A 23,106-nucleotide genomic window follows, 5' to 3' on the forward strand; every position below is an offset into this window, starting at 1 on the left:
TGGCTATTTGCCCTTCCTGTCCATAGCTAAGCGCGGTAAATCACGAATTACCTCCACGACGAACCAGTCTGGCAATCCGTCTCCATCCTCGTGCCTCGCCACTACCATCTGCGCCATTTCCAGAGAGATGGAAGCGAGCTCCTTCAGGAGAGCTTTGGCTCGGTGCGCAATCCGTTTATGCTGCTCCCCCACAGAGGCTTTATCCGCTGGCAGTTCTTTTTTGATCTGCGAACGGAATGAATCGGCCAGAAAATAAAGTACGTCCCGATCCTCCGGAGCCGTCGGGAAAGAAGCCTCCCCCTCCAAAATACGGTTGAGCTGGTATTTGCCCTGAATGTTCTTATGAAAAGCCCGAAATTGAGCGGCATGCTGGGGCGTCAAGCATCCGTAGGCCAGTACCCCCACCATCTCTGTCGTCAAGTTCTCACCGAATTCGTTCAAGGCATCAGAAAGCATGTGCCAGGAGCGCGGCGTAGAAAACGGTTCCTCGCTCTTCGGTGGCTGCGACCACAAATAGTCCGGGCGCACCTCCAAAAATTGCAGCACGTAGGAATGAATGCCGTTGCTGTACGCCCAGTTCATCCATTGTTCATACGAGACTAGCAACTGCACGTGGAACATCCGATTGATCAGAGCAGACGACATCGGTTTTACAATGGCGCTATCCTGCGCACGATTCCCCGCTCCAATGACAATAGACCCTTCTGGCAAGTGGTACTCCCCGATTCTCCGCTCATGGATCAGACTGTAAAACGCCTTTTGCACTTCTTGCGAGCATGCATTCAATTCGTCAAGAAACAAGCAGTACGGTTCTTCGCGCGCAATTTGTGCAGGTGGGCAAAATCTGCTTTTCCCATCTACGATCTGTGGGACACCAATAATATCCTCAGGTGCCAGCTGACTCCCCAATAATGATACGCAAGGCAGGCCCACCTGTTCGGCAAACGCCTCGACGAGAGACGATTTGCCGATTCCCGGTGCGCCCCAAATAAATACGGGACGAGCTACTGCAACGTTTAGCAGCACATCCATTAGTTGATTTTGCGTTACTTGGATTCCTAGATTCATTTCATAACCTCTCTTGTTTGATTGATTTTCGCAGCAATCTACCTCTTTCCGTGATTGATTTCCATTGACTAGAGCGACCGTCACACCACAAATATTTCCTAATATTACAAGAAGATTGAATAACGGGCAAGAAAGAAAGGCACCACATTGTAAATCGTACCTGAATAAAAACAATAAAACCGACCAATCCCCATATGCATGATATCGGAATAGGATGAAAAGACATAAAGAAAGGAGGACGTTTCATTTGTCACAAGCAAATATCCCCAACATTACGCCGCTAATTACCATCACACAAAGCCAAGTCACAAACTTACTACTCGCATCCATCGCTTTGGAAGAACTTGGTTTAAGCCATATCATTAACGCAGAGGCGGAGAAGCTTCAATATGTGCTTGGTACGCTTCCAGGATTAACAGGCCCCCCTGCAACCATTAGTGATTTGCTGAATGTTAATTCTAGTGTAGTCAATACGCTCAGAGAGATTACAAAGAAAGAAATTCTGCTGAACAACAAGCTGAATTCCGTATTAACAGCATCTTTTATTGCTAGTCTCACAGGACCAACGGGTGCCACAGGGGTGGGCATAACGGGTGCGACCGGAGTCGGCTTGACTGGGGCTACGGGGGCAACAGGTGCCACAGGAGTCGGCTTGACCGGCACTACGGGGGCAACAGGTGCCGCAGGAGTCGGCTTGACCGGCACTTCGGGGGCTACAGGGGCCACAGGAGTCGGCTTGACCGGCACTACGGGGGCTACAGGAGCCACAGGAGTCGGCTTGACTGGCACTACGGGGGCAACAGGTGCCACGGGTGTAACAGGTGCAACGGGTACCGTTTCCAGTGTTTTCGGTAACTTCTGGCTATCCTCCGCTATCAATATCTCGCCAAATACGATCGTACCGCTTACTGTGGCGAATGCAGACAATTCACTGGGCTTTTTGCTTGCTGGAGGGCAAGTGACCGTACCTGCAAGCGGTATCTATCTCCTCAGCTATCGGGTTACGACTGCACAGACGAGTGAAGTGTCATTCATTATCAGAAGGAATGGCGCCAATATTACGGCTTCTGCTGGAACTTCAAGCAGTGCGGATAGTGCTGGGGATGGAAATGCATTTGGCATGGTTACCTCTTTCACCCGATTAGTAGCAGGTGACATCGTAGACATATTTCGTACTGGAGGTATCGCAGACCAGTTTTTGCAAAGCTTCGCAGACGGAACGACGACGGTGACCGGCTTCCTCACTTTAGTGAAGATTGCCGACTAATCCAAACATAGATCATTACACCACTCGGAGCAGCAGCTACGACTAGATCCTGGCTGTCGTTGCGAGTGAAGCTCTTGCTCCGGACAAGCCTGCTTCCCACGTACAAAATGAATCCCCCCTCCCCACCTCTTCTTCTGTAACATTCCTTTTTTTACCACGTCACATAGGCAAAGGGGGAATAAAAAAAGATGAGAAAAATCGTGAAAGCCAGCAGCATCACCCTATTGGTCGCATCTTTGATCGGGTGCAGCTCGAGCGAGCAATTGGCATCAAGAAGCGAAAGTGGAAGCAAACCAGCAGCACCTGTTGGGCAAAGTCAAAACAATCAAGTGGCCTCCAGTCCAAGTCCTCTTGCCGATTCAGCTGATTACGCATCGAAAAAATTGGTCGCTCCCCTCTCCAATGACATGTACTTCAATGACTACGGCACCAACCAATTTGTCTCTGCGGCGAAAGACCATCTGTCTACCTTTGCCGCTGATGTGGACACTGCCTCCTACACCATGATGCGCAATTTTATAAAGGAAGGTAATCTACCGCCAGCAGAAGCCGTTCGGGTGGAGGAATTCATCAATTTCTTCCCCACTTCGTATCCCGCACCTACAAATCAGACATTTGCGATCCAAGCAGATAGTGGTCCCTCTCCCTTTCACAAAAATCTTCAGTTAGTGCGAATCGGGATTAAAGGAAAGGAAGTAAGCGCAGAAGAGCGGAAGCCCGCTAATCTCGTTTTTGTTATTGACGTATCTGGCTCGATGAACCGGGAAAACCGCTTAGAGCTGGTGAAAAAAAGCTTACATGTTCTTGTCGATCAACTCCAACCTACAGATTCAGTAGGGATCGTCGTCTATGGGACAGAAGGACGCGTTCTTTTGCCCCCAACCTCTGCCGAAGACAAACACGCGATTTTATCCGCCATCGATGAACTGCATCCCGAAGGCTCCACCAATGCGGAAGAAGGACTGGTGCTCGGTTATGAAATGGCGGCCCATTCCTTCAAGCCTCGTGCCATTAACAGAGTGATTTTATGCTCCGACGGGGTGGCCAATGTAGGAGAAACAGGGGCCGAGGGCATTTTGCGCTCAATCGAGGACTATGCGCGAAAAGACATTTACTTGAGCACCTTTGGCTTTGGCATGGGAAATTATAATGATGTCCTGATGGAACAGCTAGCGAATAAAGGAGAAGGAAACTACGCCTACATCGATACGTTTTCCGAGGCGCGCCGCATTTTTACCGAATCATTGAATGGCACCCTCCAAACGATCGCCCGTGACGTAAAAATTCAGGTAGAATTCAACCCTAAGAAGGTAGACTCGTATCGCTTAATCGGCTATGAAAACCGCGATGTCCACGACAAAGATTTTCGCAACGACAAGACAGATGCTGGCGAGATCGGCGCTGGGCATAGTGTGACCGCTCTTTATGAAGTGAAGCTCGCTTCTCCTGCCCATGCAGAGCTCGGGACGGTTCGCGTGCGCTATCATAATGCCTCTTCCCAAAAAGTAGAGGAAATCGCCGAGCCCGTGAAAGTGCACAACGCCTTGTCTCCTGAGGTTACGTTCCTTGCGACTGTAGCAGAGTACGGGGAAATATTGCGGGAGAGTCCGTATGCCGAAAGAAGCTCCCTTGCCGATGTCCTCAAACTGGCGGAATCTACAGCCACTGGAGAGGAACAGCTCGAATTTGTCCGCTTGGTGAAAGATAGCATGGCGATCAGCAGGAACTAATGGTTGTTCCTCATGTCCTGGTGTCGCGCCTGTACCTGATCCAAATATAAACCATCAATCCAATTGCCGAACCGATTAACAAAAATGTGATGCCGTAATGACGTATATAAACGACGACCTTGAGCCACTCTTTCTCAAGCGCATGTCCCAACAGTAAAAAAGTGACACTCCAAAGAAATGCGCCGGCATAAGCAAAAAAAGCGAATCGTCGAAACTCCATCGTAGAGACTCCTGCCAAATAGGCGGTAATATGACGTACGCCAGGCAAAAAATAACCAATGAGCAACAGGTATGGACCGTACTTGGCAAAAAGCTTTTGGGTTGACTCAATTTTTTTCGGCGTAATATGCAAGTAAGGTCCAACCTTCATAAGCAACGGCAGCCCCCACTTCCACGCGATCGCATAGCTGATCGTAATCCCTACTGCCGCTCCCAAAAAGGCACTCAGCACTGTAAACGGCATATACAAAATACCGCGGGAAACCGCATAGCCAGCGTACGTCATCAGTACCTCATCAGGTATGGGGAGCCCTACAACACCAAGTGTTAGCGAAAAAAAGATGCCGACATATCCATATTTCATCAAAAAGAGATCCAGATGCTGCTCCACGGCTACCTCCAATAATGTTGTCCTACTTCATTGTATTCTGCCCCTATTCTTTGTCATTCTGGCTTTTTTACAAAAATTCAGGTCAGGGCATATGGTATCCTAAAAAAGATCTTATTTCCTTTTTCAGGTGACGCTATGAATTATATGGAGCAAATAACCTATGCCCTCTCTTTTATCGAGAAACAGTTAACGGAAAAAGTAACCCTCGATGAAGTGGCATCAGCCGCGGGATATTCCAAGTACCATTTTCAACGGCTGTTTTTTCACGTGACAGGAGAAACGGTCGGCCAATACATTTCGAAGAGACGCTTGACCGAGGCTGCCAAAGCGCTGTCGCTCAAACAAAAGAGCGTAACGGAGGTCGCCTTTACATACGGCTTTGATTCTCATGAAGCTTTTACACGCGCCTTTACGAAACGCTTTGGCCTGCCTCCTTCTACTCTTCGCCGATCTGGTAAAATGCCGCGATACATGATGTTGGAGCGCATCGAGCTACCTTATTTGGAAAATATTCAACTGCAAACGATTGAACCCATCTATCTCCCGGCACACGAGGAACTGAATCTGGTAGGCTACCCCTCCGTTAGTTGTTCGGTAAGCGATATTGTCGGTTGCTGGAATCGCTTGGGGCAGCAAGTAGATTTGCAGCCAAATCAAAAGCGTTATGGTGTTCTTCGCTACCCGGATACATTTGGGCTGGAGCTGAGCTATACCTATTTCGCTGGCCTGCACGCTTCGGATCATGGTGGCATCGACGGTGTGGAATTGCTCACCCTGCCTGCATCTGGTTATCTCATTTTCCCGCACAAAGGGCCCACACAAAATCTCAAGCTGACGTATCAATACATTTACGGCACCTGGATGACACACGCATCTGATCAGTTTTATGCCCGATACGATTTTGAGTACTACGATCACCGCTTTCGCGGAAATGATCCTGATTCGCTTTGCTTCATTTACATCCCCATTCTGACCAGAGAATAGTTGGTGACGGTTCGCATTTTCGATCAAGTTTTCCTCATTTTCCTGTCGTACGCTAGACGTGTGAAAAGGAGTGAATCGAATGAAAGAACTGACCTATTTGACAGCGACAGAGATGGGCACATGGATTCGCGAGCGGAAAATAAGCGCACAAGAAGCTACCCGGCATACCTTTAAGCGAATCGCCACCCTCAATGGCAAATTGAACGCCATCGTCGCGTATGATGAGAAAGTTGCCATCGAAAACGCCAAACTAGCAGATAAAGAAATTGGGGAAGGCATCTATCGCGGGCCTCTTCACGGGGTACCAATCACAATCAAAGATTCTTTTGCCACAGCAGGACTCGCCACTACTTCTGGTTTCACGCCTCTAAAAGGCTACATTCCACAACATGACGCAGCAGTGGTTAGTAGACTGAAGCAGTCAGGCGCCATCATCCTGGGCAAAACGAATGTCCCTCCTCTTTTGATGGACATGCAAACAGACAATGATATTTATGGTCGGACGAATAATCCATGGAATCTGGAGAGAACAACAGGCGGAAGCAGCGGAGGATCGGCAGCCGCAGTTGCTGCCGGGCTTTCCTATTTGGATATTGGCAGTGACATTGGCGGTTCGTTGCGTGTTCCTGCTCATTTCTGTGGCGTTCTTAGCTTGAAGCCGACAGAAGGAGCCGTTCCGGCGAAAGGACACATGCCTGGCTTTGAAGGAACCTCTGATTACACTTCCTCACGTCACCTTGCGTGCTATGGCCCCGTGGCCCGATCGATCGAAGACCTGGAGGTGGCCTTTTCCATCATCAGCGGCGGAAACGGCAACGCCGGCTTGCCTCATGGACCGCAGATCTTACCCCCGACTACCAAAGAGGGGCCTATACACATACGCTGGATGGAGGAGCTCCCCGGCTACCCGACGAGCCGAGCTATTCGGGATCAGCTGCGGCGACTTGTCAAAGGGCTGGAGCAACAGGGTATGCGCGTAGAACAAGTGACGGCACCGCCCATGGATGTCCGCAAGACATGGGAGACGTGGGGAAAAATGATCGACGCGGAGTTAAACTCTACGACGCCCCCACTTCTTCGAGGTTTGGCTCATCTCATGACGATGCCGATTTATCGCCAGCTTCCCACGGCTACCATGCTCATCCCGCTGACGTTCAAAAACTACATGCGTGTCTTGACCACTCGGGAGCAGCTCATTCGCAGCTTCGAGCAATTCATGGCAGACTGTGACGTATTCTTGTGTCCGGTCAGTTGCACGACTGCTTTCCCTCATCAGGCAAAATCGAGAATGTGGGGCTATAAGCCGCTTTATACCAAACCGCTGTACGTAGACGAGAACCCGCAAAACTACTGGGCCGCTACGACTTTTTATACGAATCTGTTTAATGTAACAGGAAGTCCCGTCGTGACGGTACCAATTGGTTTTGATGAGCAAGGTCTTCCAATAGGTATACAGTGTGTGGGCAAGCGGTGGCGTGATAAGGAATTGCTACAAGGAGTGTCCAAATTGTATGCGACCTGCCCAGAGTGGCGAGCGCCTGAATTTTCTGTGGAGTAACATGATAAGCACAGCACAATAACTGGCGTAAAATATTCCAACCCAACTTGCATAAAGCCCCGTTCCTATGAAGAAAACTACCAGTGCGAACCCTATTTCTGGTAATGAGGAGGGGCTTTATGCTTCCATTCTTGAAAAAACGCCTGACACTAATCGTTTCCCTGCTGTGCGTGACGCTTCACCTGTCCGGCCTGTCGTATGCAAAAGAGACAACAAACGCTCCATCTGCCCAACAGTCACATCTCTTCCTTTCGAAGTCGTTCCTTCAATCCCAGGAGAGGCTTGCCTACTCACTCGGCATTCAAGCATACATCTACGGCTATCCGTTGGTGATGTCCGCCAAAACGATGGAAGAAATGGTCAAAAATCGGGCACCGATCAACCAGTTTTATTACGCGGATACAGTCGCTTCCCCTGCTTATCGAGATATCGTGACGCCGAACTCCGATACATTGTATATGAGCGCATGGCTGGATTTGTCGGAGACACCTGTCCGCTTGACTGTCCCCGCCAATCCGCAAAATCGCTACTATACCGTGCAAATGCTGGATGCGTACACGAATACGTTCCGCAATGTCTCCAATCGTTCCACCAAGCAGCAGGCCGGACAATATATCATCGCAAGCCCACAATGGAAAGGACCCACTCCTGCCCATATACCCGTGATCTACGCCCCTACGAATACCGTCTGGCTCATTGGCCGTGTCGAGGTAAAGGGTGAAGATGATTTGCCGCAAGCTGTCTCGTTCGAAAAGCAAATCGCGATTTCCCCTGTCCACCCAAAATTGCAAACGGCACATGTTCCCGAAACGATTCCCCCTGATGTGCTGTCGTCCCTTTCCTTTTTTCAAATCATGACGAAATGGATCCAGAGCAATCCTCCGCCAGAATGTGATCGCGTGCTGCTCGATCAATTCGCACAAGCCGGGATCGACGTCCAAAAGGGCTTTGATCCTTCTGAGCTCGGCCCAGCCAAACTTGCAGGTCTACAACGCGCCTTACAGGATGCTCCCGCCATCGTGCAAAATGGCTTTCCCGGCTACACTACCTTCCGTAATGGATGGGGCGCCTTTTCCCCTATCGGTACATATGGAAACCAGTTTCTCGCCCGTTCCTTTATCACCTATTCCGGTATAGGTGCCAATGTACCGAACGAGGAAGCCTATTATCGTGTATTGACAGATGGCGGAGGCAAACCGCTTACGGGAGCGAAAAGCTATAGGCTCCATTTTACAAAGGAACAGCTGCCCAAGACGTCTGCTTTCTGGTCGATCAACGTCTATGACAATGAGCTATTTTTAGCCAAAACAGCGGCCGATCGCGCATCGGTTCGCAGTAATACAGGGACGCTTACGTACAATCCGGATGGCTCCCTCGATCTGTATTTGCAACAGCAACCTCCCAAAGGCAAAGAAGGCAACTGGCTCCCGCTTCCTACTGGCGAGTTCAATCTCGTCCTGCGCGTATTTGCACCGGAGCCTGCAACGCTTGATAAACAACATGCTTGGCCCCCTGTCATGGAAAGCATGCCTCAACAATAAAACACCAAAAAGGCACCGCCTCATCGCGAGGGGTGCCTTCATTATTAGGCTGGTTACTTCTTCAAATCTTCAATGGAGTTGATCTCCATATAGGTTGGAACAGCCAAGCCGAGCTTCGTTCCTTGCAGGTTCGGACCGAGGTCCTCTACGTCTTTACCCAGCTTCTCCATGTAGTCTGCGTGCGTGGTTGGCAGCCAAGCTGCTACCATTCCATCCACATCGCCGTTCGATACACCTACCCACATGGGGCCAGCTTCTACTTGGCTAAGCTCCACCTTGTATTTCAGCTTTTGTTCCAGAACTGTCTTCACCACATTTGTACTGGCGATCTCAGAATCCCAAGCGACATAGGCGAGCGTCAATTTTTTGCCTTCCGCAGGCTGGATGCCTTCTACCCACTTGTTGACGGCAGCTTCATTGTTTTTCACCCATTCGGCTGCTGCCTCTTCTGGCTTCTTGCCGCTCTGGATATCGAGCATCACTTTTTCCATGTCATCAGGTGTCCACGTAAACTTGTCGAGGAACGCATACGCGCTTGGGTGCTCCTCCTTCAGTCCTTTTCGCACGATGGTATGAATCTGCTCATCCTTCCCGAAGGTGCCTTTCGGGTCTTCGAGATATTTCATCTCGAACTTGGAGAACATCCAGTGCGGTGTCCAGCCTGTCACGATAATCGGCTTTTTGTCTTTGTAGGCTTGTGTCAGTGCTGCCGTCATCGCTGCACTGGAGCCCTCTACCAGTTCCCAATCTTTCAGATCGTAGTCTTTCATGGCTTTTTCGGTCGCTTTCATCAGACCAGCGCCAGGATCGATTCCTATAATTTTATGATCCACTTGTGCTCCAACACTATTCGGTGCAGACGTACCCGTATTGCCCTCGGCAGGCTGATTTCCCTGCGGTGTTCCCGCGTTTGAACATCCTGCCATCACCATGCTGAGTCCGAGTGCTACTGCTAGCCCTTTCAAAGTGCCTTTTTTCATTTTCATGAAAACCCCTCCTACGCGTTTTTTCTCCTACCCACACTTTGCGTGAGACGATCCAGCAGAATTGCCAAAATAACGATGGCCAGACCCGCCTCAAAACCTTCACCGATTTTGATCTGTGTTACAGCACGATATACGTCCGCCCCCAAGCCTTTCGCCCCAATCATCGAGGCAATCACGACCATGGACAGCGCGAGCATAATGCTCTGGTTAATCCCGGCCATCATCGTCGTCTTCGCAATCGGCAGCTGTACCTTCGTCAGCTTTTGCCAGTAGGTAGAACCGAATGCTTCAGAAGCCTCGATCAGATCGGCAGGAACTTGACGAATTCCCAGGTTGGTCAGACGAATCGTCGGTGGCATCGCAAAAATGACAGAAGCGATAACCCCCGGTACTTTACCAAGTCCGAAGAAAAAGATGGCAGGAATCAAATAGACAAACGCCGGCATCGTCTGCATGAAATCAAGCAACGGTGTGACGATCTTTTGTACCGACTCGTTCTTCGCGCACCAGATACCGACGGGAATCCCGATAATGATGGAGATCAAGCCTGCGGTCAATACTAGCGCAAGTGTTTCCATTGAATGCTCCCAATAACCCAGATTCTGAATCAAAAGAAGTCCAATGAAGGTAAAAAGAGCAATTGCCACTTTGCCAGCGCGATACGCTAGCAGCGTAAACAAAATGATCAATGCCCAAAAAGGCAGTCCTGTGAGAATCCACGAAAACAAGTCAACGGTTCCACCGATTCCAGCTGATATGAAGTCGAACAAGAAGCCTAAATTCTCTTCCAGTCCATCTACAATCGTTTCTATCCAACTATCGAGTGGCAGCTTCGGAAAAAGTTGGTTTTGACTCATGATGGATTCACCTGCCCCTCTTCATTCGTTGGCTCTGGATTATGCTGATTCACTTTTCCTGCCAGACCACCCAAGACGGCTCCTTTCACAATCACACCCAGAAGGCGATTTTGTTCCCCTGTAACCGCCACAGGAATATCGGAAAACGCAACGAGGTCGAACATCTCATTCAGAAGCGTCTGCGGTCCGACAGTCGGCACCTCGGTTCGCAATGCTGATTCCAGTGTCTGCCCTGCTTCCTTGGCTCCGTTTACCGCGTCTGCCGTCAGCACACCCAGCAATGTTTTTCGCTTATCGACTACGTACAGACTGGATACACCACGCTCTCGCATCAGTTGCAACGCGACGCGAGGTCCTTTGTCCAATGTGATCGTCTCCGCCCGCTTCATGACATTTTCAGCGGACAACACCTTGGAACGGTCCACATCCTCTACGAAGCGTTCTACGTATTCGTTTGCCGGATTCGTCATGATCTCTTCCGGGGTACCAATCTGCACGACCGCACCGTCCTTCATCAAGGCGATCCGATCCCCGATTTTCAATGCTTCGTCCAGATCATGCGTAATAAAGATAATCGTCTTCTGCATCGTGCTCTGCAGCTCCAACAGCTCATCTTGCATGTCTTTGCGAATCAACGGGTCCAAGGCACTGAAGGCCTCATCCATCAACAACACATCTGGCTCATTCGCGAGCGCTCGAGCCAGACCGACACGCTGCTGCATCCCGCCACTTAGTTGATCGGGGTAGCTTGCTTCCCATCCCTCGAGTCCTACCAGTGCGAGTGACTTCTTCGCTTTTGCCTCTCGCTCGGATTTTGGCATCCCTTGAATCTCCAAACCGTACTCCGCATTTTCTAGTACCGTCCTGTGAGGAAACAAGGCAAACTTCTGAAACACCATGCCGAGCTTCCTTCTTCTTACTTCCTGTAACTGCTCCGTGTTCATACTGACGATATCCGTACCGTCAATCAGGATTCTGCCTTCTGTAGGCTCAATCAACCGGTTCAACAATCGAACCAAGGTTGACTTCCCGCTTCCCGAAAGCCCCATGATGACGAAAATTTCGCCTGCATGCACCTCAAAACTCGCTTGGTTCACCCCAAGGGTAAGACCTGTTTCCTTCAATATCTTTTGCTTGGTCTTCCCCTGCTTCACCTGGGACAATGCGCGTTGGGGCTGGCGTCCAAAGATTTTGGTCAAATTCTCTACTTTGATCTTGGGCATGATGTCACCTCCAACTTTCTGCCCGTATCCGGACTGTTCTTTACCCTTACAATTGTAACCAGCCATTTTTTTTACCTCAAACTGGATGAGGAATGATAATCCGTCATTTTCAGCGTTCAGAAAAAACTTTACGTACTTTACTTCCTGTATTCTCAGTTTATCACGTATATACTGTACAATATCTCCATTTACTTTTTGCTTTTGGAGACGTACAATTCTATTCAGGTTACTATGACTAGAGGAGCTGCTTTTTTCAAAATGGATACCAATCAGGAAAAAATCCTCGAAAAAGCTCAGGAACGCGTGATTGAAACTCTGGCTCGCAACATAGATTTGTATGGCATTACCATGTCAACGGGACTGCTGTATGGCACGTTGCTCTTTCAGGACAAGTCAATGACACTCGATGAGATGGGCGAGGCACTGGGCATGAGCAAAACCAGCATGAGCACCGGCGTCCGCACATTGATGGATTTAAATATGGTAGAAAAGATATGGAAAAAAGGGACACGGAAGGATCATTACGAGGTCAATCTGGATTGGTACCAGAACTTCATCGACCTCTTTTCCGTGAAGTGGCGACACGCCTGTGAACATAATGTACTTGCCTTGAAAAAGTCGCTCCATGAGCTTCGCACCCTCCAACAAACAGAAGAGCTTACGGAAGAAGTCAGCGAGCGAGTTGACCTTAGTATCAAGCGCATTGAAAATGGGTTGGAATATTATCTGTGGCTGTCTCGTTTGATCGACTCCTTCGAATCACATGATATCTTTCAGTTTGTACCGAAAAAGGAAAATGAATCATAAGAAGTTCGCAATCGAAAAAGACTCGTTCCTTACTACTTAGGAATGAGTCTTTTTTGTGGTACAATTATCCAGAGCGACATTCACGCTCTTCTACGATGAAAGGAGTGGTCTGTAATGAAAAAAGACATGAATCAACATTCTTATATAGCTGTGCTTGTACCAAACAACCAAAGAGGGGGACACCAACACTAGCCCCCTTACCCGAGGAGGAAATGGATTGATTCGTAAAACAGCTCTACTGATTATTGATGCGCAAGTAGGTATTATTGAAGGGCAATTTGGTCCTGTTTATCAACCGGCTACACTTGTCCAAACATTGAAAAAAGTACGAAAAATTGCCTACAGCAAGGATATTCCTGTGCTGTACGTTCAGGATGCGGATGTCGGAGAAGTCGGTTCATACGACTATGCCATCCACCCGGAGATCGCACCTCTGCCATCAGAAACGGTGATTCAAAAACTAGCGACAGATTCGTTCCACGGAACAGACCTGCACGAAAAGCTGCAAGCGCTTGGGATTAACCACCTTGTGATCATGGGGTGCAAAACCGAATTTTGCATCGACAGCGCCTGCCGCAAAGCGACGACACTCGGCTATGATGTGACTCTCGTCAAAGACGGGCACTCTACATCGGACAATGTGGTACTGTCAGCGGAACAAATCATCGCCCATCACAATACGTGCTTGCACGGATTGGGAAATATTGAGCCATTTATATTGGTACGGGAATCAACGGAGGATGTCTTCGCCCCTACCCATGATTCATACCGGTAACATTTTGCTGAACTTCTCGAAACCGTCTCTTCAGGCGGTTTCTTGTTTTGTCCTGCCCGCGAGTGGTCCATGCTATTATGGAAGAAACGAATCTGCCTATCGCGAAGGAGAAACCATGTCGACTGCTATCGCTATACCAAGATTGGGAGTAGGAGCTGTCATCCTAAACGACAAAAATGAGATTTTGCTGGTTTTACGAAACAGAGATCCAGAGAAGAATACGTGGAGCATTCCTGGGGGAAAAGTTGATCCCTATGAACAACTGGAGACGAGTGTCATCCGTGAAATCAAAGAAGAAGTCAATCTCGATGTCGAGGTAAAGGCCCTGCTGTGCACCGCAGAAACCATCCGCCCGGAAACTGCCGAGCATTGGGTTTCGGTCATTTACGAAGTCACGATCCTGCGTGGAGAAGCACGTAATTTAGAGGTAGACGGGGCGATTGGAGACATGCGCTGGTTTTCACTCGATGCACTTCCGTCGAATCTGGCTTGCTTCACCGTACCAGCTATCGAGCATGTGCAGAATCGGAACCGTTCATGAAAAGAAAAACGGACAGTTGCCCATGTGGCCTGTCCGTTTTTTTCGGAAGAAGATTACTCCCCTTTTTTGATAATCTCTTGCACTCTGCCCACTTGTCCATCAGTCAAACGAACCTTGATTCCATGTGGATGTGTACTGGAGTTCGTCAGGATATCCTTCACGATCCCACGGGTGCGCTTGCCAGTGCGTTGGTCCTGTTTCAATACAATATCGACTTCAAGGCCGGCTGCGATGTCTTTTCGGTTTTTTCCGTTCATTTTCCCTTCTCCTTTTTTCGTTCTATGTCCCACCTATGATATAATCGACAAACAAATCCATCTCACCGGAGGAATCCATGCTTACTTTTGAAGAAAAACTAGCGATTATTGAATCTTTTCCACAACTGACTCGGAATGACGTCTCCCTGAAACGGGTTAATTTTCATTATGAAGAAAGTCTTCATGAAAAGAAAACAGTTGTCTATCATCTTCATCCGAACGGCAACGGCTTTGTGTTCGTCGGCTTTGTGAAGAGCTATCAAAAGCAAAAAGACGATAAGGGCTTCATCAATATCCGTGATTTCTCGGCGGAAGAACTGCGCACGGTTATCGAAGCGTCGATCCACTCTCTCTCCCAAAAACGTGAGGAAGCGCCTAAAAACACTGCAGCATCAGATCAATTGGAGCAAACGTGGATCGACAAGCAAAACCGCACGCTCTTGCTGCAACAGGAAGACGCCCTGTGGAACGTATACCACGGTATGAATCTGGAAGCTTCCTTCGAATCGTACGTGGAAGCCGAGCAGTACCTGATCGAAGAAGGATTCTCCTTGCAAGACTAAGCTTTTCCTCCTCCTCGCTACATGTACCATACCAAATCGTAGACGTTTTGATCAAATTGGCGCAAGCGACCCGACTGCTTGCGCCATCCCAACACAGGGGGACGGTACGACATGATCAAGTACAGAGATACGCTTCTCACGAATATCCACAAACAGATTGAGACGTGGTACGACCAAGAGATTTCCGTCTCTCATGATGATCTTTATCGCTTTCTCCATTCGTTGAAGGGGACATCGGGGACGATTGGATTGACCGACTTGTCTGATCTGTCTCAGCTTCTCCTGGAACAAATGGACGACATACCTGCCAAGAACTGGCCGACGTGTGAATGGCGAGTGTTTTTGCAAGAGTTGATCACCTTATGCTGCGAGAAGCGACCAGAACGGGAAGTTTTTATCGAGAATCCCACGCTTCGCCGGGAATCCCCTTGTGAGCAACAGCCTTTGGTCCTCATTCTGGATGATGACGTCACCCTGCTTATGTATCTAAAAGAATATTTAGAAAAACGCAACTGGTCTGTCATCGCAACGGTCTATCCTCACAAGGCTCTCGACTATTTTCACGACATGAACCCTGACTGCTTCATTCTGGATTTGAACATCCCGGAAACGGACGGCTTCCAAGTGATGCAGACGATCAGTGAAAAAATAAAGAAGCAATACGTACCTACCACCATCATCAGCATCGATTGCGAACGGGAGACGCGTCTGAATGCCTATCGCTTGGGGGCAGATGACGTCATGTGCAAACCGCTTGATATGGAAGAGCTGGTCGTACGCCTCCAGCGCCAGCTTCGCCGGAAGAGCTGGATGAACAGCATCTTATTTTTGGACGAGCTAACGGGTGTCAACAATCGCAATTCTTTTGTTGATACGTACCAACGGCTTCTTTCTGATGCCCAACGGACGAACACCCCTTTCTCGCTCGCATTTTTGGACATCGACTTTTTCAAGGGTGTCAATGATACATACGGTCATTTAGTTGGCGACGAGGTGCTTACTCGTTTTGCTGCTTTCATCGGGCAAAGTGCCGAAAAGCATGACGTATTGTTCCGATACGGTGGAGAGGAATTTATCCTGCTTATGCCGCGTACTACTGTACAGACAGGAAAGATACGTCTGGAGCAGATGCTCTCTGCTTTTTGCTCACTGACCTTCGATGCTCCTGCTGGCATGTTTTCTCTGAGCTTTTCTGGGGGAATTGTACAGGTAGACGATCCGCAACAGCCGCATACCTATTGGATCGAGGAAGCGGACACCGCCTTGTATGCTGCCAAAAATGTAGGGCGACGCAGGATTGAAGCCGCTCTGCTCACCGAAACGCACGACTCCCCTAAAGTGAAGATGAAAGTCGCTATTATCGATGACGATCCGATGATTCGCGCCATGCTTGCTGATTCCATAAAAGCCAGTTTTGACGGTTGGATGCACGTCGACATCCAGGCTTACGCGGAAGGTGCAACTTTCTTTGCCTCTACTTGGCATCAAGGACAAGAGCCCTATCTCGTCATTTTAGACGGGCTAATGCCACAGATGGATGGCCTAGAGGTTCTCCAGAAAATCCGGAATTTGCCGAATGCCAAGAAATATACAGTGATTATGCTAACAGGCCGTACGGAAGAACAGGACATTGTCCGTGCTCTCCAACTCGGTGCGGATGACTACATGACCAAGCCCTTTAGCACGCGTGAGTTAGAGGCTCGCATTACGCGACTGGTCAAACGAATGTTGTAAGGAGGTAACAAGATGGCAACGATTATGCTAGCCGAAGACGAAGCCGTGTTGCGCATGTTGATAGGCGACACGCTCGAAGATGAGGGACACGAGCTCGATATCGCTTGTGATGGAGAGGAAGCCCTGCAAAAAATCGGTCAAAATGAGTACGACTTGATTATTTTAGATTATATGATGCCAAAGCTGACAGGCTTTGAAGTATTACAGCAGCTCAAACAGATGGACGACAAAAAGGCAGTCAAGGTCCTGATCCTCTCGGCCAAAAGTCAACATGCCGAACAGGAGAAAATGCGTGCAGCTGGTGCTGATGACTTCATGCCGAAGCCCTTTAGCCCGATGGATCTTGTCCGGAAAGTGGAGGAAATGCTCGCATGACCGGGTGGTCGATTATCAGAAAAAGTATCACGCGTCGCTTCATGGCGATGATGCTTCTCTTTCTGTCACTATTGATTGCGGGCGCTGGCATCGTTCAATATTTGAATCACAGCGCACTCACCGAATATCAGACAGCATTACAAACTACCACGCAAAAACAAGATTTGGTCAGAGAAATCTCTGAGCATACGAACCAGATCTTTTTTAGGGCCAGGGGTTATTACGCTTTTTTGAACCCGTATGAGTACAATGAGCTATTTCTGGAGAAAGAGAAGCTGGAACAAGCCCTGGAAGCATTCAAAAAACTGCCGCTCAATCAAGAGGAACAAGTGCTTGTCGCTTCCATCGAGTCTTTCATCACGAACTTTTTCACCAATGTGTTTCCGACAGCTTCGAATTATGCAAAGACCGGAGACTATGAATCCCTGCGAAAATTCTCGTCCAGTGGCTTGAATCAGGCAGAGAACAACCTGCTTCAATATGCCGTGCGTTACGAGGATGAGCATGAACAGGTGTTGTACAAGAAAAACCAAACACTGTTCCAAGAGCTATCACAGCAAAGCACCTGGTTTCTCGTGTACGCGCTGATGGTGCTCGTGATCATGGTGGTAGTCACCATTCAAACCACACGGGATATCGGCAGGCCGTTGGTTCGTCTATCCAAAGATGCAGAGCAATTTGCCAATGGCGGTACACCTCTTTTGCAGGATTTGAACAGGGTTGACGAAATCGGCAGGCTCTCCCGCTCCCTCGATTATTTGATCAGGCAAATTCAAGCCAAAGAAGAAGTTCTCATGGCTCAAAACGAAGAGCTGCAAGCCCAGCAGGATGAATTGATGATGCAGCAAGAAGAGCTACAAGAAGCATTGGGCAAGATGGAGGAAAACGAACGGTATTTAGAAAAGAAAAACCGTTTCATCCTCTCCTTGTCGAATACATTGGATAAAAGCGAGCTGCTGTCCAGTATCATTCGCAATATAACCGAGGTCATGGATGCCGATAAAGGTGTCATCGTCATGCTGAACGCTGACAGGGATGCAGCCAGCTTTGGCGTTTCTCAGGACGTGCTGGAGCAACTGCGAAAAGGATTGGATGAAGGTCCATTCGTGCGAATCAAGGAAACGAGCCAGCCTTATGTCCTGATCCGTGAAAGTACAGACGCTGAGCGCGGCTACACGGAGGAAATCTCTCGCACTTCCGAGCTTTACCTTCCTGTGTTCGATGCCCATCAGACAATCGTGGCATGTATCATCCTCTCCCGAATCGATCGCAAATTCACGGATCTGGAGCTACAAGTCATCATCGCACTCGCCAAGCAGATTTCCTTGGCATTCGATAAGATCACGATGTTTGAAGAGACGGAGCGACAGCGCAAAATGACTCAGGATATGCTCGATTCTGTACAAGAAGGCATTCAGCTCATTGATCTTGGTGGAGAAACCCTGCAGGTGAACCGGAATTTTAGTGAACTCTTGTGCTACGACCATCAGCTCGCTTCGCAAGGATTTGCCTTGGAACAGTTCCTCTCCTATCTACAGAGTCAAACCTTAGAACCAGATCGGCTGATTCAATATGTCAGAGCTGTCGTTTTAGATGAAGGTGCCATTCCTTCAGGCAGCATTGTGTTTCAGATGACAGGACCGCAAGTACGCTATATTCAGCTCTATGCAGAGCCACTGTACCGAAACCAAGAGAAATGGAGTACCTTGCTCGTTTACCGTGACTTCACTAATGAATACGAGATCGACCAAATGAAATCGGAATTCGTCAGTACGGTCAGTCATGAGCTGCGTACCCCTCTCGCCAGTGTGCTCGGCTTTGCGGAGCTGCTGTTAACGAAAGAACTCAAGCCCGAGCGTCAACAGCGATACATAGCGACCATTTATCAAGAAGCGACCCGTCTGACTACGCTAATCAACGATTTCTTGGATTTGCAACGCATGGAATCCGGCAGACAGACGTATGAGCTAGAGCATGTTGCGATTGATCAAGTGATTCGAGATATTTTCGGACTTTATCGAGTTCAGTCCCCTCTCCATCGATTCGAACTCGATTTGCAAACGGAGCAAACCGTTGTTTATGGAGACCAATCCAAGCTGCGTCAAGTATTTATGAATCTGATCAGTAATGCCGTCAAATACTCCCCGCATGGTGGCAATGTCCGGTTGAGCTGTCGACAAGATGGGAATCGCTTGCTCGTGGTGGTACAGGATGAAGGGCTAGGCATTCCTTCCGAAGCTATCCCTCACCTGTTTACCAAATTTTATCGCGTAGATAACTCGGATCGCCGCGAGATCGGTGGTACAGGACTGGGTCTCGCTATTGTTCGGGAGATCGTCCATATGCACCATGGAGAAGTTGCCGTTACGTCCGAATCGGGCAAGGGTAGTACATTTACAGTTACCCTTCCGCTGGCTGAGCACGGTTTGTCCCCTGACTATCCTGCAGGGATGGAGGAGGCCGTCTCTCCAACTGGTCATTGCAATGGAAACGTTGTGATCATCGAGGACGATTTGAACTTAACCGAGCTGTTGCGTGATGAGCTGACGAGCTCTGGATTCCGTGTCAATTCCTTCTCTACGGCATCTGAGGCAGTAGCAGCAATCGAGGAACTGCGACCGGATGCTGTCGTGCTTGACCTTATCTTGAAGGACGGCGAGAGTGGTTGGAAGGTCATTGAGGAGATACGCAATAACCCGGATTTACGGACCATTCCGATCGTGATCTCCAGTGCTCTTGAGGAAAAGAAAAAGGCATTTGATCTGGGGGCAACCGGCTATCTGATCAAGCCTTATCATCCAGATACCTTGTCTAAAGCGATTTTGCTGGCCATCACGAATCATGAAGCAACGGGACAGATCTTCATTCCCGATGAACAGTAACTATGCCAATGGACGACAGGGGCTGCGGCTATGCAAGCGCGGTCTCTTTTTTTACCATCTAGCAAAGAAAATCTTGGTATATTCATGAGCATTCCATCACACATTAATAGAGGTTACTTTGTGCACTTTTGCCCTGCAAAGGAGGAGTTCATGTGTATTTCTCAAAAAAAGCAGTCGTTCCAATCGAAGAAGAGGAAACAGATGTATGGACGTGCAGTAACGAGGGCTGTACGTGCTGGATGAGAGATAACTTTTCCTTTGATAAGAGCCCGAGCTGCCCCTTTTGCCATTCTAATATGGTAAAAGACACGCGCATGCTGCCGGTCCTAACCAACCATAGCGGCAGGCGGAACTCTTGAGCCCTTCTTTTCTTTTTTCTTGCGGGTATTCTTCCTCTTCTCTACAATAAGCTCATGACGTACGAATGTTAGAGGTGTATGCCCATGAACCGAAAAGAGATGGAAGATCAAGTGATTCAAGCCTATCAGCGCGACGAGGGCATGATGATTCTCGTTTTTGCCCAATGGTGTGTGAATCATGGTCTATATGCACGCGAATTATACCGCCGCGCTTATCCCGCTCAAGGGGAAAATACGTTACTCGCTCAAATGCTGGACAATACCGTCCCAAAAGAAGAAGCAGAGGACATTCCTGATGCGACTCTCCTTGGTGTATTGTCGCTGTTTGGCAATGACGATTTGGCGTTTGTGGTCAGTGAGACCATCGATGAAATGAAAAAGAATCCGAAATAATGCATGAAAGCCACACGTACAGGTGTGGCTTTCTTTCTTTTTCCGCCTTTTCCAGAACCCCCCTCCCCTATACAAATACAATTCAAAGAAAACTTTATTATCATAAAAACTATTCACAGTTTATTGTTTGAGCGACAACGTCAGCCGACAAACGATGAAATGGAGAATATCGAAATGTATACAGATTCAAAAATCTTGAAATCTCTGTTTTACATCCAGCTCTTCTCAAGTTTTCTCGTTGTAGTCGGTCATTTCACGGCTTCTGCACTTTCTTTTACAGATCCGTTTTGGATCGTGGCCCTCAATCAGATCAGTCGCTACGGCACTGTCCTGTTGACGATTGCCACCGGTTATTTGACTGCTTATTCTTTTGAAGCCAAGAGCCCTACTGCTCGCGAGTTTTTTTCAGGGAAGCTCCTGTATATTTTTGTCCCGTATTTAGTATCTGGTGTCCTGTACCATTACTTATTGAAAAAAGGGATGCCTCATACTGCCCAGGATTTTACGAACATTGTTTTAGGCAAAACAGGTGACCATCTGTACTTTGTGTTTATGATTTGCCAGTATTACGTTTTTGCCTATCTGTTTCGCCGTGTGATCACCAAGCGCAACATTTTGTACGTCATTTGGATTCTGCTTGGTATCCAGTACGTGTACATCAACTTTATCCATCAGGGATGGTTCGGACTCAGCACGCGTCATATGCTCCCGAGCTGGATTTTTACCCTGTACATGGGGCACGTGTTGTTTTGGTACCGTGAATCGATTCTTACCTTTTTGCGAAACAACCGCTCCATCCTGACGCTGATGACGGGTGTTTCTACTGCGGCTGCACTGTTTTTTGTTGTCTCAAACAAGCTGTATGTGGCTGTGCATTTAACTTTTGTCTTCGCCACGCTTCTGTCGTTTCTCGTACTTATGGTTTTCTTTCTAGAACGCGTCGATCGTTTGCACATCAGGTTTCGAAAAGGGCTGACGTATTTTATTTTCTTGTTTCACTCTGCATTTTTGATCATGTTCAAAGATTATTTGTTTGAGAAATACGGCGAGGTATCTTGGCTGTTTGAAAACACATGGTACTCGCTGCTGTATTTGCTCCTGATTATTGGGTGCAGTTGTTTGTTGGCGCTCATGCTGGTCTGGCTGGTAAACAAACTGGAGTTTATCACCAAAGCTATGGGACAAATACGCAGGCAGCTTCACGCTAGCAAATAAACAGTCACGTCTTTGTATCACACAAAAAAATGACCTATTCATGGTGCACGTCAATTATCGATCGTGCTTTCATGGATAAGTCGTTTTTTGTGGCGTTAGATATGGTTGCTCATCGACATCGAGCCGCTGGCACATGTGTCGCAGGGCTTGAATTGCATGGAAAATTGCGTCCGCTGATCAGTAGACTCGCACGTAATCGTTCCTCCATGCCGCTCAATGATTTCTTTGCAGACGTATAAGCCAATTCCAGTACCGAGCTCCTTCGTCGTGAAAAACGGTTCAAAAATAACCGAAAGCAGGTCGGGTGGAATTGGCGATCCATTGTTGGAAACGATAATCAAGGACCTGTCAGGCGTTTGGGACACCTCAATGACGATCTCCTTATCGCCTGTTTTTTTATGTAACGCATCTATCGCATTGGAAATGATGTTGATAAACACCTGCTTCATCTCATCCTTGTAGCCTTTTAGTTGAAAGGTAGGATCGATACTGCATTTGATATCTACATTTACGTCAACGATATTCGGATAGAGGAAGGAAAGAATCTCATCGAATAACTCCCAGACGCTAAAAACCTCCATTTGCTTATAGACCGCTCCCTTTTTCGAGACCAGCAAAAACTGCGAAACCCGGTAGTTCAATTGCCGCAGCTCATTTTCAATAATCTCAACGTAAGGGAGATTCGGATAATCTTCTTTTAACAAACGAGAGAATCCCATAATGGAAGTAAGCGGATTTCGGAATTCATGGACGAAGCTGGATGCCATTTGCCCCAGAATCGTGAGCCTGTCTTTGTGAGAACGCTCGATAAATAGCTTCTTCTCTTCCAAATCGTTGTCTTTGAGGTCGGTGTATTTGAAAACGGCGTGGACCAAAAAGACATCAAAGCATTCGTTTATTTTTAATAAGGCAGGCATTAAAGCGGCAGGCGTAAAAGGACCTTTTTGGAGAAGATCCATAACCATTTCCCGGCCCATGCAAACATTGGAGACGAAATCGCCAATGTTGGTCTCTGCCCGGTTTCGTTCATATGCGACCTTGTAAGCCAATTCTTTAATATCCTCAAGAGTGATTTCCGAACGAAAATATTCAATAACCATCCGATACAGTGCTTGCCCATTCAGATGAATCAATCCCTTGTATTGATCTCTGTCCGAAACGGCAATTCGTCGCTTGAATTCTTTCACGGTCGTTGCCTCGTGCTTGTCCAAATATACTGCCAAGTCATCCATCGGCATCTATCCCCACTCCGAATAATAGGCAAATCCTCTTCCAACCTATTATACTATTATTGTTGTTAATTAACTAAATATTTTTACTACTTTAATGAAAAAGAAATAGCAAAGGGAAAGGAGCTACATGTCATCGTAGCTCCTTTTGC

22 protein-coding genes are annotated in these 23,106 nt (G+C 48.1%); 15 read left to right on the forward strand and 7 right to left on the reverse strand.

Features of this window, described 5'->3' with window-relative positions; genetic code table 11:
- Nucleotides 1-3: 3 nt before the first annotated feature.
- A complete protein-coding gene (locus ACFYU8_RS20370) occupies nucleotides 4-1,068 on the reverse strand; it encodes an AAA family ATPase (protein WP_390302875.1) in 1,065 nt (354 codons plus the stop codon).
- Nucleotides 1,069-1,315: 247 nt separating this feature from the next.
- Between ACFYU8_RS20370 and ACFYU8_RS20375 the strand changes: the two genes are divergently transcribed.
- Nucleotides 1,316-2,335, forward strand: coding sequence for an alpha-helical endospore appendage domain-containing protein (locus tag ACFYU8_RS20375; protein ID WP_390302872.1), 1,020 nt, complete (start codon nucleotides 1,316-1,318; stop codon nucleotides 2,333-2,335).
- 188 nt (nucleotides 2,336-2,523) lie between these two features.
- On the forward strand, nucleotides 2,524-4,065 hold the full coding sequence (locus ACFYU8_RS20380) for a vWA domain-containing protein (protein ID WP_390302869.1): 1,542 nt from the start codon (nucleotides 2,524-2,526) through the stop codon (nucleotides 4,063-4,065).
- A 10-nt stretch (nucleotides 4,066-4,075) separates the two neighbouring features.
- On the opposite strand, the gene ACFYU8_RS20385 is transcribed toward ACFYU8_RS20380, so the two are convergent.
- Nucleotides 4,076-4,687 carry a DedA family protein gene (locus ACFYU8_RS20385; protein WP_390302866.1) on the reverse strand — a complete coding sequence of 204 codons (612 nt, stop codon included), beginning with the start codon at nucleotides 4,685-4,687 and terminating at the stop codon, nucleotides 4,076-4,078.
- A gap of 123 nt (nucleotides 4,688-4,810) precedes the next feature.
- On the opposite strand from ACFYU8_RS20385, the gene ACFYU8_RS20390 reads away from it, so the two are divergent.
- The 3 genes from ACFYU8_RS20390 to ACFYU8_RS20400 all read left to right on the forward strand — a co-directional run bounded on the left by ACFYU8_RS20390 (nucleotide 4,811) and on the right by ACFYU8_RS20400 (nucleotide 8,758).
- Nucleotides 4,811-5,659, forward strand: coding sequence for a helix-turn-helix domain-containing protein (locus tag ACFYU8_RS20390; RefSeq protein ID WP_390302863.1), 849 nt, complete (start codon nucleotides 4,811-4,813; stop codon nucleotides 5,657-5,659).
- Nucleotides 5,660-5,738: 79 nt separating this feature from the next.
- On the forward strand, nucleotides 5,739-7,217 hold the full coding sequence (locus ACFYU8_RS20395; RefSeq protein WP_390302860.1) for an amidase: 1,479 nt from the start codon (nucleotides 5,739-5,741) through the stop codon (nucleotides 7,215-7,217).
- A 119-nt stretch (nucleotides 7,218-7,336) separates the two neighbouring features.
- Nucleotides 7,337-8,758 (forward strand): DUF1254 domain-containing protein, encoded by a 1,422-nt coding sequence (locus ACFYU8_RS20400; RefSeq protein WP_390302857.1) that lies wholly within the window; start codon nucleotides 7,337-7,339, stop codon nucleotides 8,756-8,758.
- Between the two features lie 53 nt (nucleotides 8,759-8,811).
- Here the strand turns inward: ACFYU8_RS20400 and ACFYU8_RS20405 are convergent, their stop codons facing one another.
- Genes ACFYU8_RS20405 through proV form a run of 3 tightly spaced genes read right to left on the reverse strand, consistent with a single transcriptional unit; the run spans nucleotide 8,812 to nucleotide 11,824 of the window.
- Nucleotides 8,812-9,738, reverse strand: coding sequence for a glycine betaine ABC transporter substrate-binding protein (locus tag ACFYU8_RS20405; protein ID WP_390303157.1), 927 nt, complete (start codon nucleotides 9,736-9,738; stop codon nucleotides 8,812-8,814).
- 17 nt (nucleotides 9,739-9,755) lie between these two features.
- Nucleotides 9,756-10,601: an ABC transporter permease gene (locus ACFYU8_RS20410; protein WP_390302853.1), complete on the reverse strand. Its 846-nt coding sequence runs from the start codon at nucleotides 10,599-10,601 to the stop codon at nucleotides 9,756-9,758.
- Nucleotides 10,598-11,824 (reverse strand): glycine betaine/L-proline ABC transporter ATP-binding protein ProV, encoded by a 1,227-nt coding sequence (gene proV / locus ACFYU8_RS20415; RefSeq protein WP_390302850.1) that lies wholly within the window; start codon nucleotides 11,822-11,824, stop codon nucleotides 10,598-10,600. The genes ACFYU8_RS20410 and proV overlap by 4 nt, the downstream gene beginning before the upstream one ends.
- A gap of 258 nt (nucleotides 11,825-12,082) precedes the next feature.
- On the opposite strand from proV, the gene ACFYU8_RS20420 reads away from it, so the two are divergent.
- The 3 genes from ACFYU8_RS20420 (at nucleotide 12,083) to ACFYU8_RS20430 (ending at nucleotide 13,947) form a co-directional block, all read left to right on the forward strand.
- On the forward strand, nucleotides 12,083-12,631 hold the full coding sequence (locus ACFYU8_RS20420; RefSeq protein WP_390302847.1) for a GbsR/MarR family transcriptional regulator: 549 nt from the start codon (nucleotides 12,083-12,085) through the stop codon (nucleotides 12,629-12,631).
- Between the two features lie 217 nt (nucleotides 12,632-12,848).
- Nucleotides 12,849-13,406, forward strand: a complete 558-nt coding sequence (locus tag ACFYU8_RS20425) for a cysteine hydrolase family protein (protein ID WP_390302844.1) — start codon at nucleotides 12,849-12,851, stop codon at nucleotides 13,404-13,406.
- Nucleotides 13,407-13,521: 115 nt separating this feature from the next.
- Nucleotides 13,522-13,947: an NUDIX domain-containing protein gene (locus ACFYU8_RS20430; protein WP_390302841.1), complete on the forward strand. Its 426-nt coding sequence runs from the start codon at nucleotides 13,522-13,524 to the stop codon at nucleotides 13,945-13,947.
- Nucleotides 13,948-14,000: 53 nt separating this feature from the next.
- Here ACFYU8_RS20430 and ACFYU8_RS20435 read toward each other — a convergent pair whose 3' ends face one another.
- Entirely contained in the window at nucleotides 14,001-14,204 is a 204-nt protein-coding gene (locus ACFYU8_RS20435; RefSeq protein WP_390302838.1) for a YwbE family protein, read from the reverse strand.
- A gap of 77 nt (nucleotides 14,205-14,281) precedes the next feature.
- Here ACFYU8_RS20435 and ACFYU8_RS20440 point away from each other — a divergent pair, with 77 nt between their 5' ends.
- The 7 genes from ACFYU8_RS20440 (at nucleotide 14,282) to ACFYU8_RS20470 (ending at nucleotide 21,725) form a co-directional block, all read left to right on the forward strand.
- The gene (locus ACFYU8_RS20440) at nucleotides 14,282-14,767 is read left to right on the forward strand and encodes a hypothetical protein (protein ID WP_390302835.1); all 486 of its coding nucleotides are present in this window, start codon (nucleotides 14,282-14,284) and stop codon (nucleotides 14,765-14,767) included.
- Nucleotides 14,768-14,878: 111 nt separating this feature from the next.
- Nucleotides 14,879-16,501 carry a GGDEF domain-containing response regulator gene (locus ACFYU8_RS20445; RefSeq protein ID WP_390302833.1) on the forward strand — a complete coding sequence of 541 codons (1,623 nt, stop codon included), beginning with the start codon at nucleotides 14,879-14,881 and terminating at the stop codon, nucleotides 16,499-16,501.
- A gap of 12 nt (nucleotides 16,502-16,513) precedes the next feature.
- Entirely contained in the window at nucleotides 16,514-16,876 is a 363-nt protein-coding gene (locus tag ACFYU8_RS20450; RefSeq protein WP_069852954.1) for a response regulator transcription factor, read from the forward strand.
- Nucleotides 16,873-19,758, forward strand: coding sequence for an ATP-binding protein (locus ACFYU8_RS20455; RefSeq protein ID WP_390302831.1), 2,886 nt, complete (start codon nucleotides 16,873-16,875; stop codon nucleotides 19,756-19,758). The genes ACFYU8_RS20450 and ACFYU8_RS20455 overlap by 4 nt, the downstream gene beginning before the upstream one ends.
- Before the next feature lie 152 nt (nucleotides 19,759-19,910).
- On the forward strand, nucleotides 19,911-20,117 hold the full coding sequence (locus tag ACFYU8_RS20460) for a cold-shock protein (protein ID WP_390302829.1): 207 nt from the start codon (nucleotides 19,911-19,913) through the stop codon (nucleotides 20,115-20,117).
- Between the two features lie 84 nt (nucleotides 20,118-20,201).
- On the forward strand, nucleotides 20,202-20,510 hold the full coding sequence (locus ACFYU8_RS20465) for a hypothetical protein (protein ID WP_390302826.1): 309 nt from the start codon (nucleotides 20,202-20,204) through the stop codon (nucleotides 20,508-20,510).
- Between the two features lie 174 nt (nucleotides 20,511-20,684).
- Complete coding sequence (locus ACFYU8_RS20470) at nucleotides 20,685-21,725, forward strand: acyltransferase family protein (protein WP_390302823.1); 1,041 nt, start codon at nucleotides 20,685-20,687, stop codon at nucleotides 21,723-21,725.
- A gap of 95 nt (nucleotides 21,726-21,820) precedes the next feature.
- Here the strand turns inward: ACFYU8_RS20470 and ACFYU8_RS20475 are convergent, their stop codons facing one another.
- Nucleotides 21,821-22,963, reverse strand: coding sequence for a histidine kinase N-terminal domain-containing protein (locus tag ACFYU8_RS20475; protein WP_390302820.1), 1,143 nt, complete (start codon nucleotides 22,961-22,963; stop codon nucleotides 21,821-21,823).
- Between the last annotated feature and the right edge of the window lie 143 nt (nucleotides 22,964-23,106).

Origin of the sequence: Brevibacillus sp. NPDC003359 (genome assembly GCF_042878995.1) — a bacterium.
GTDB lineage: Bacteria > Bacillota > Bacilli > Brevibacillales > Brevibacillaceae > Brevibacillus.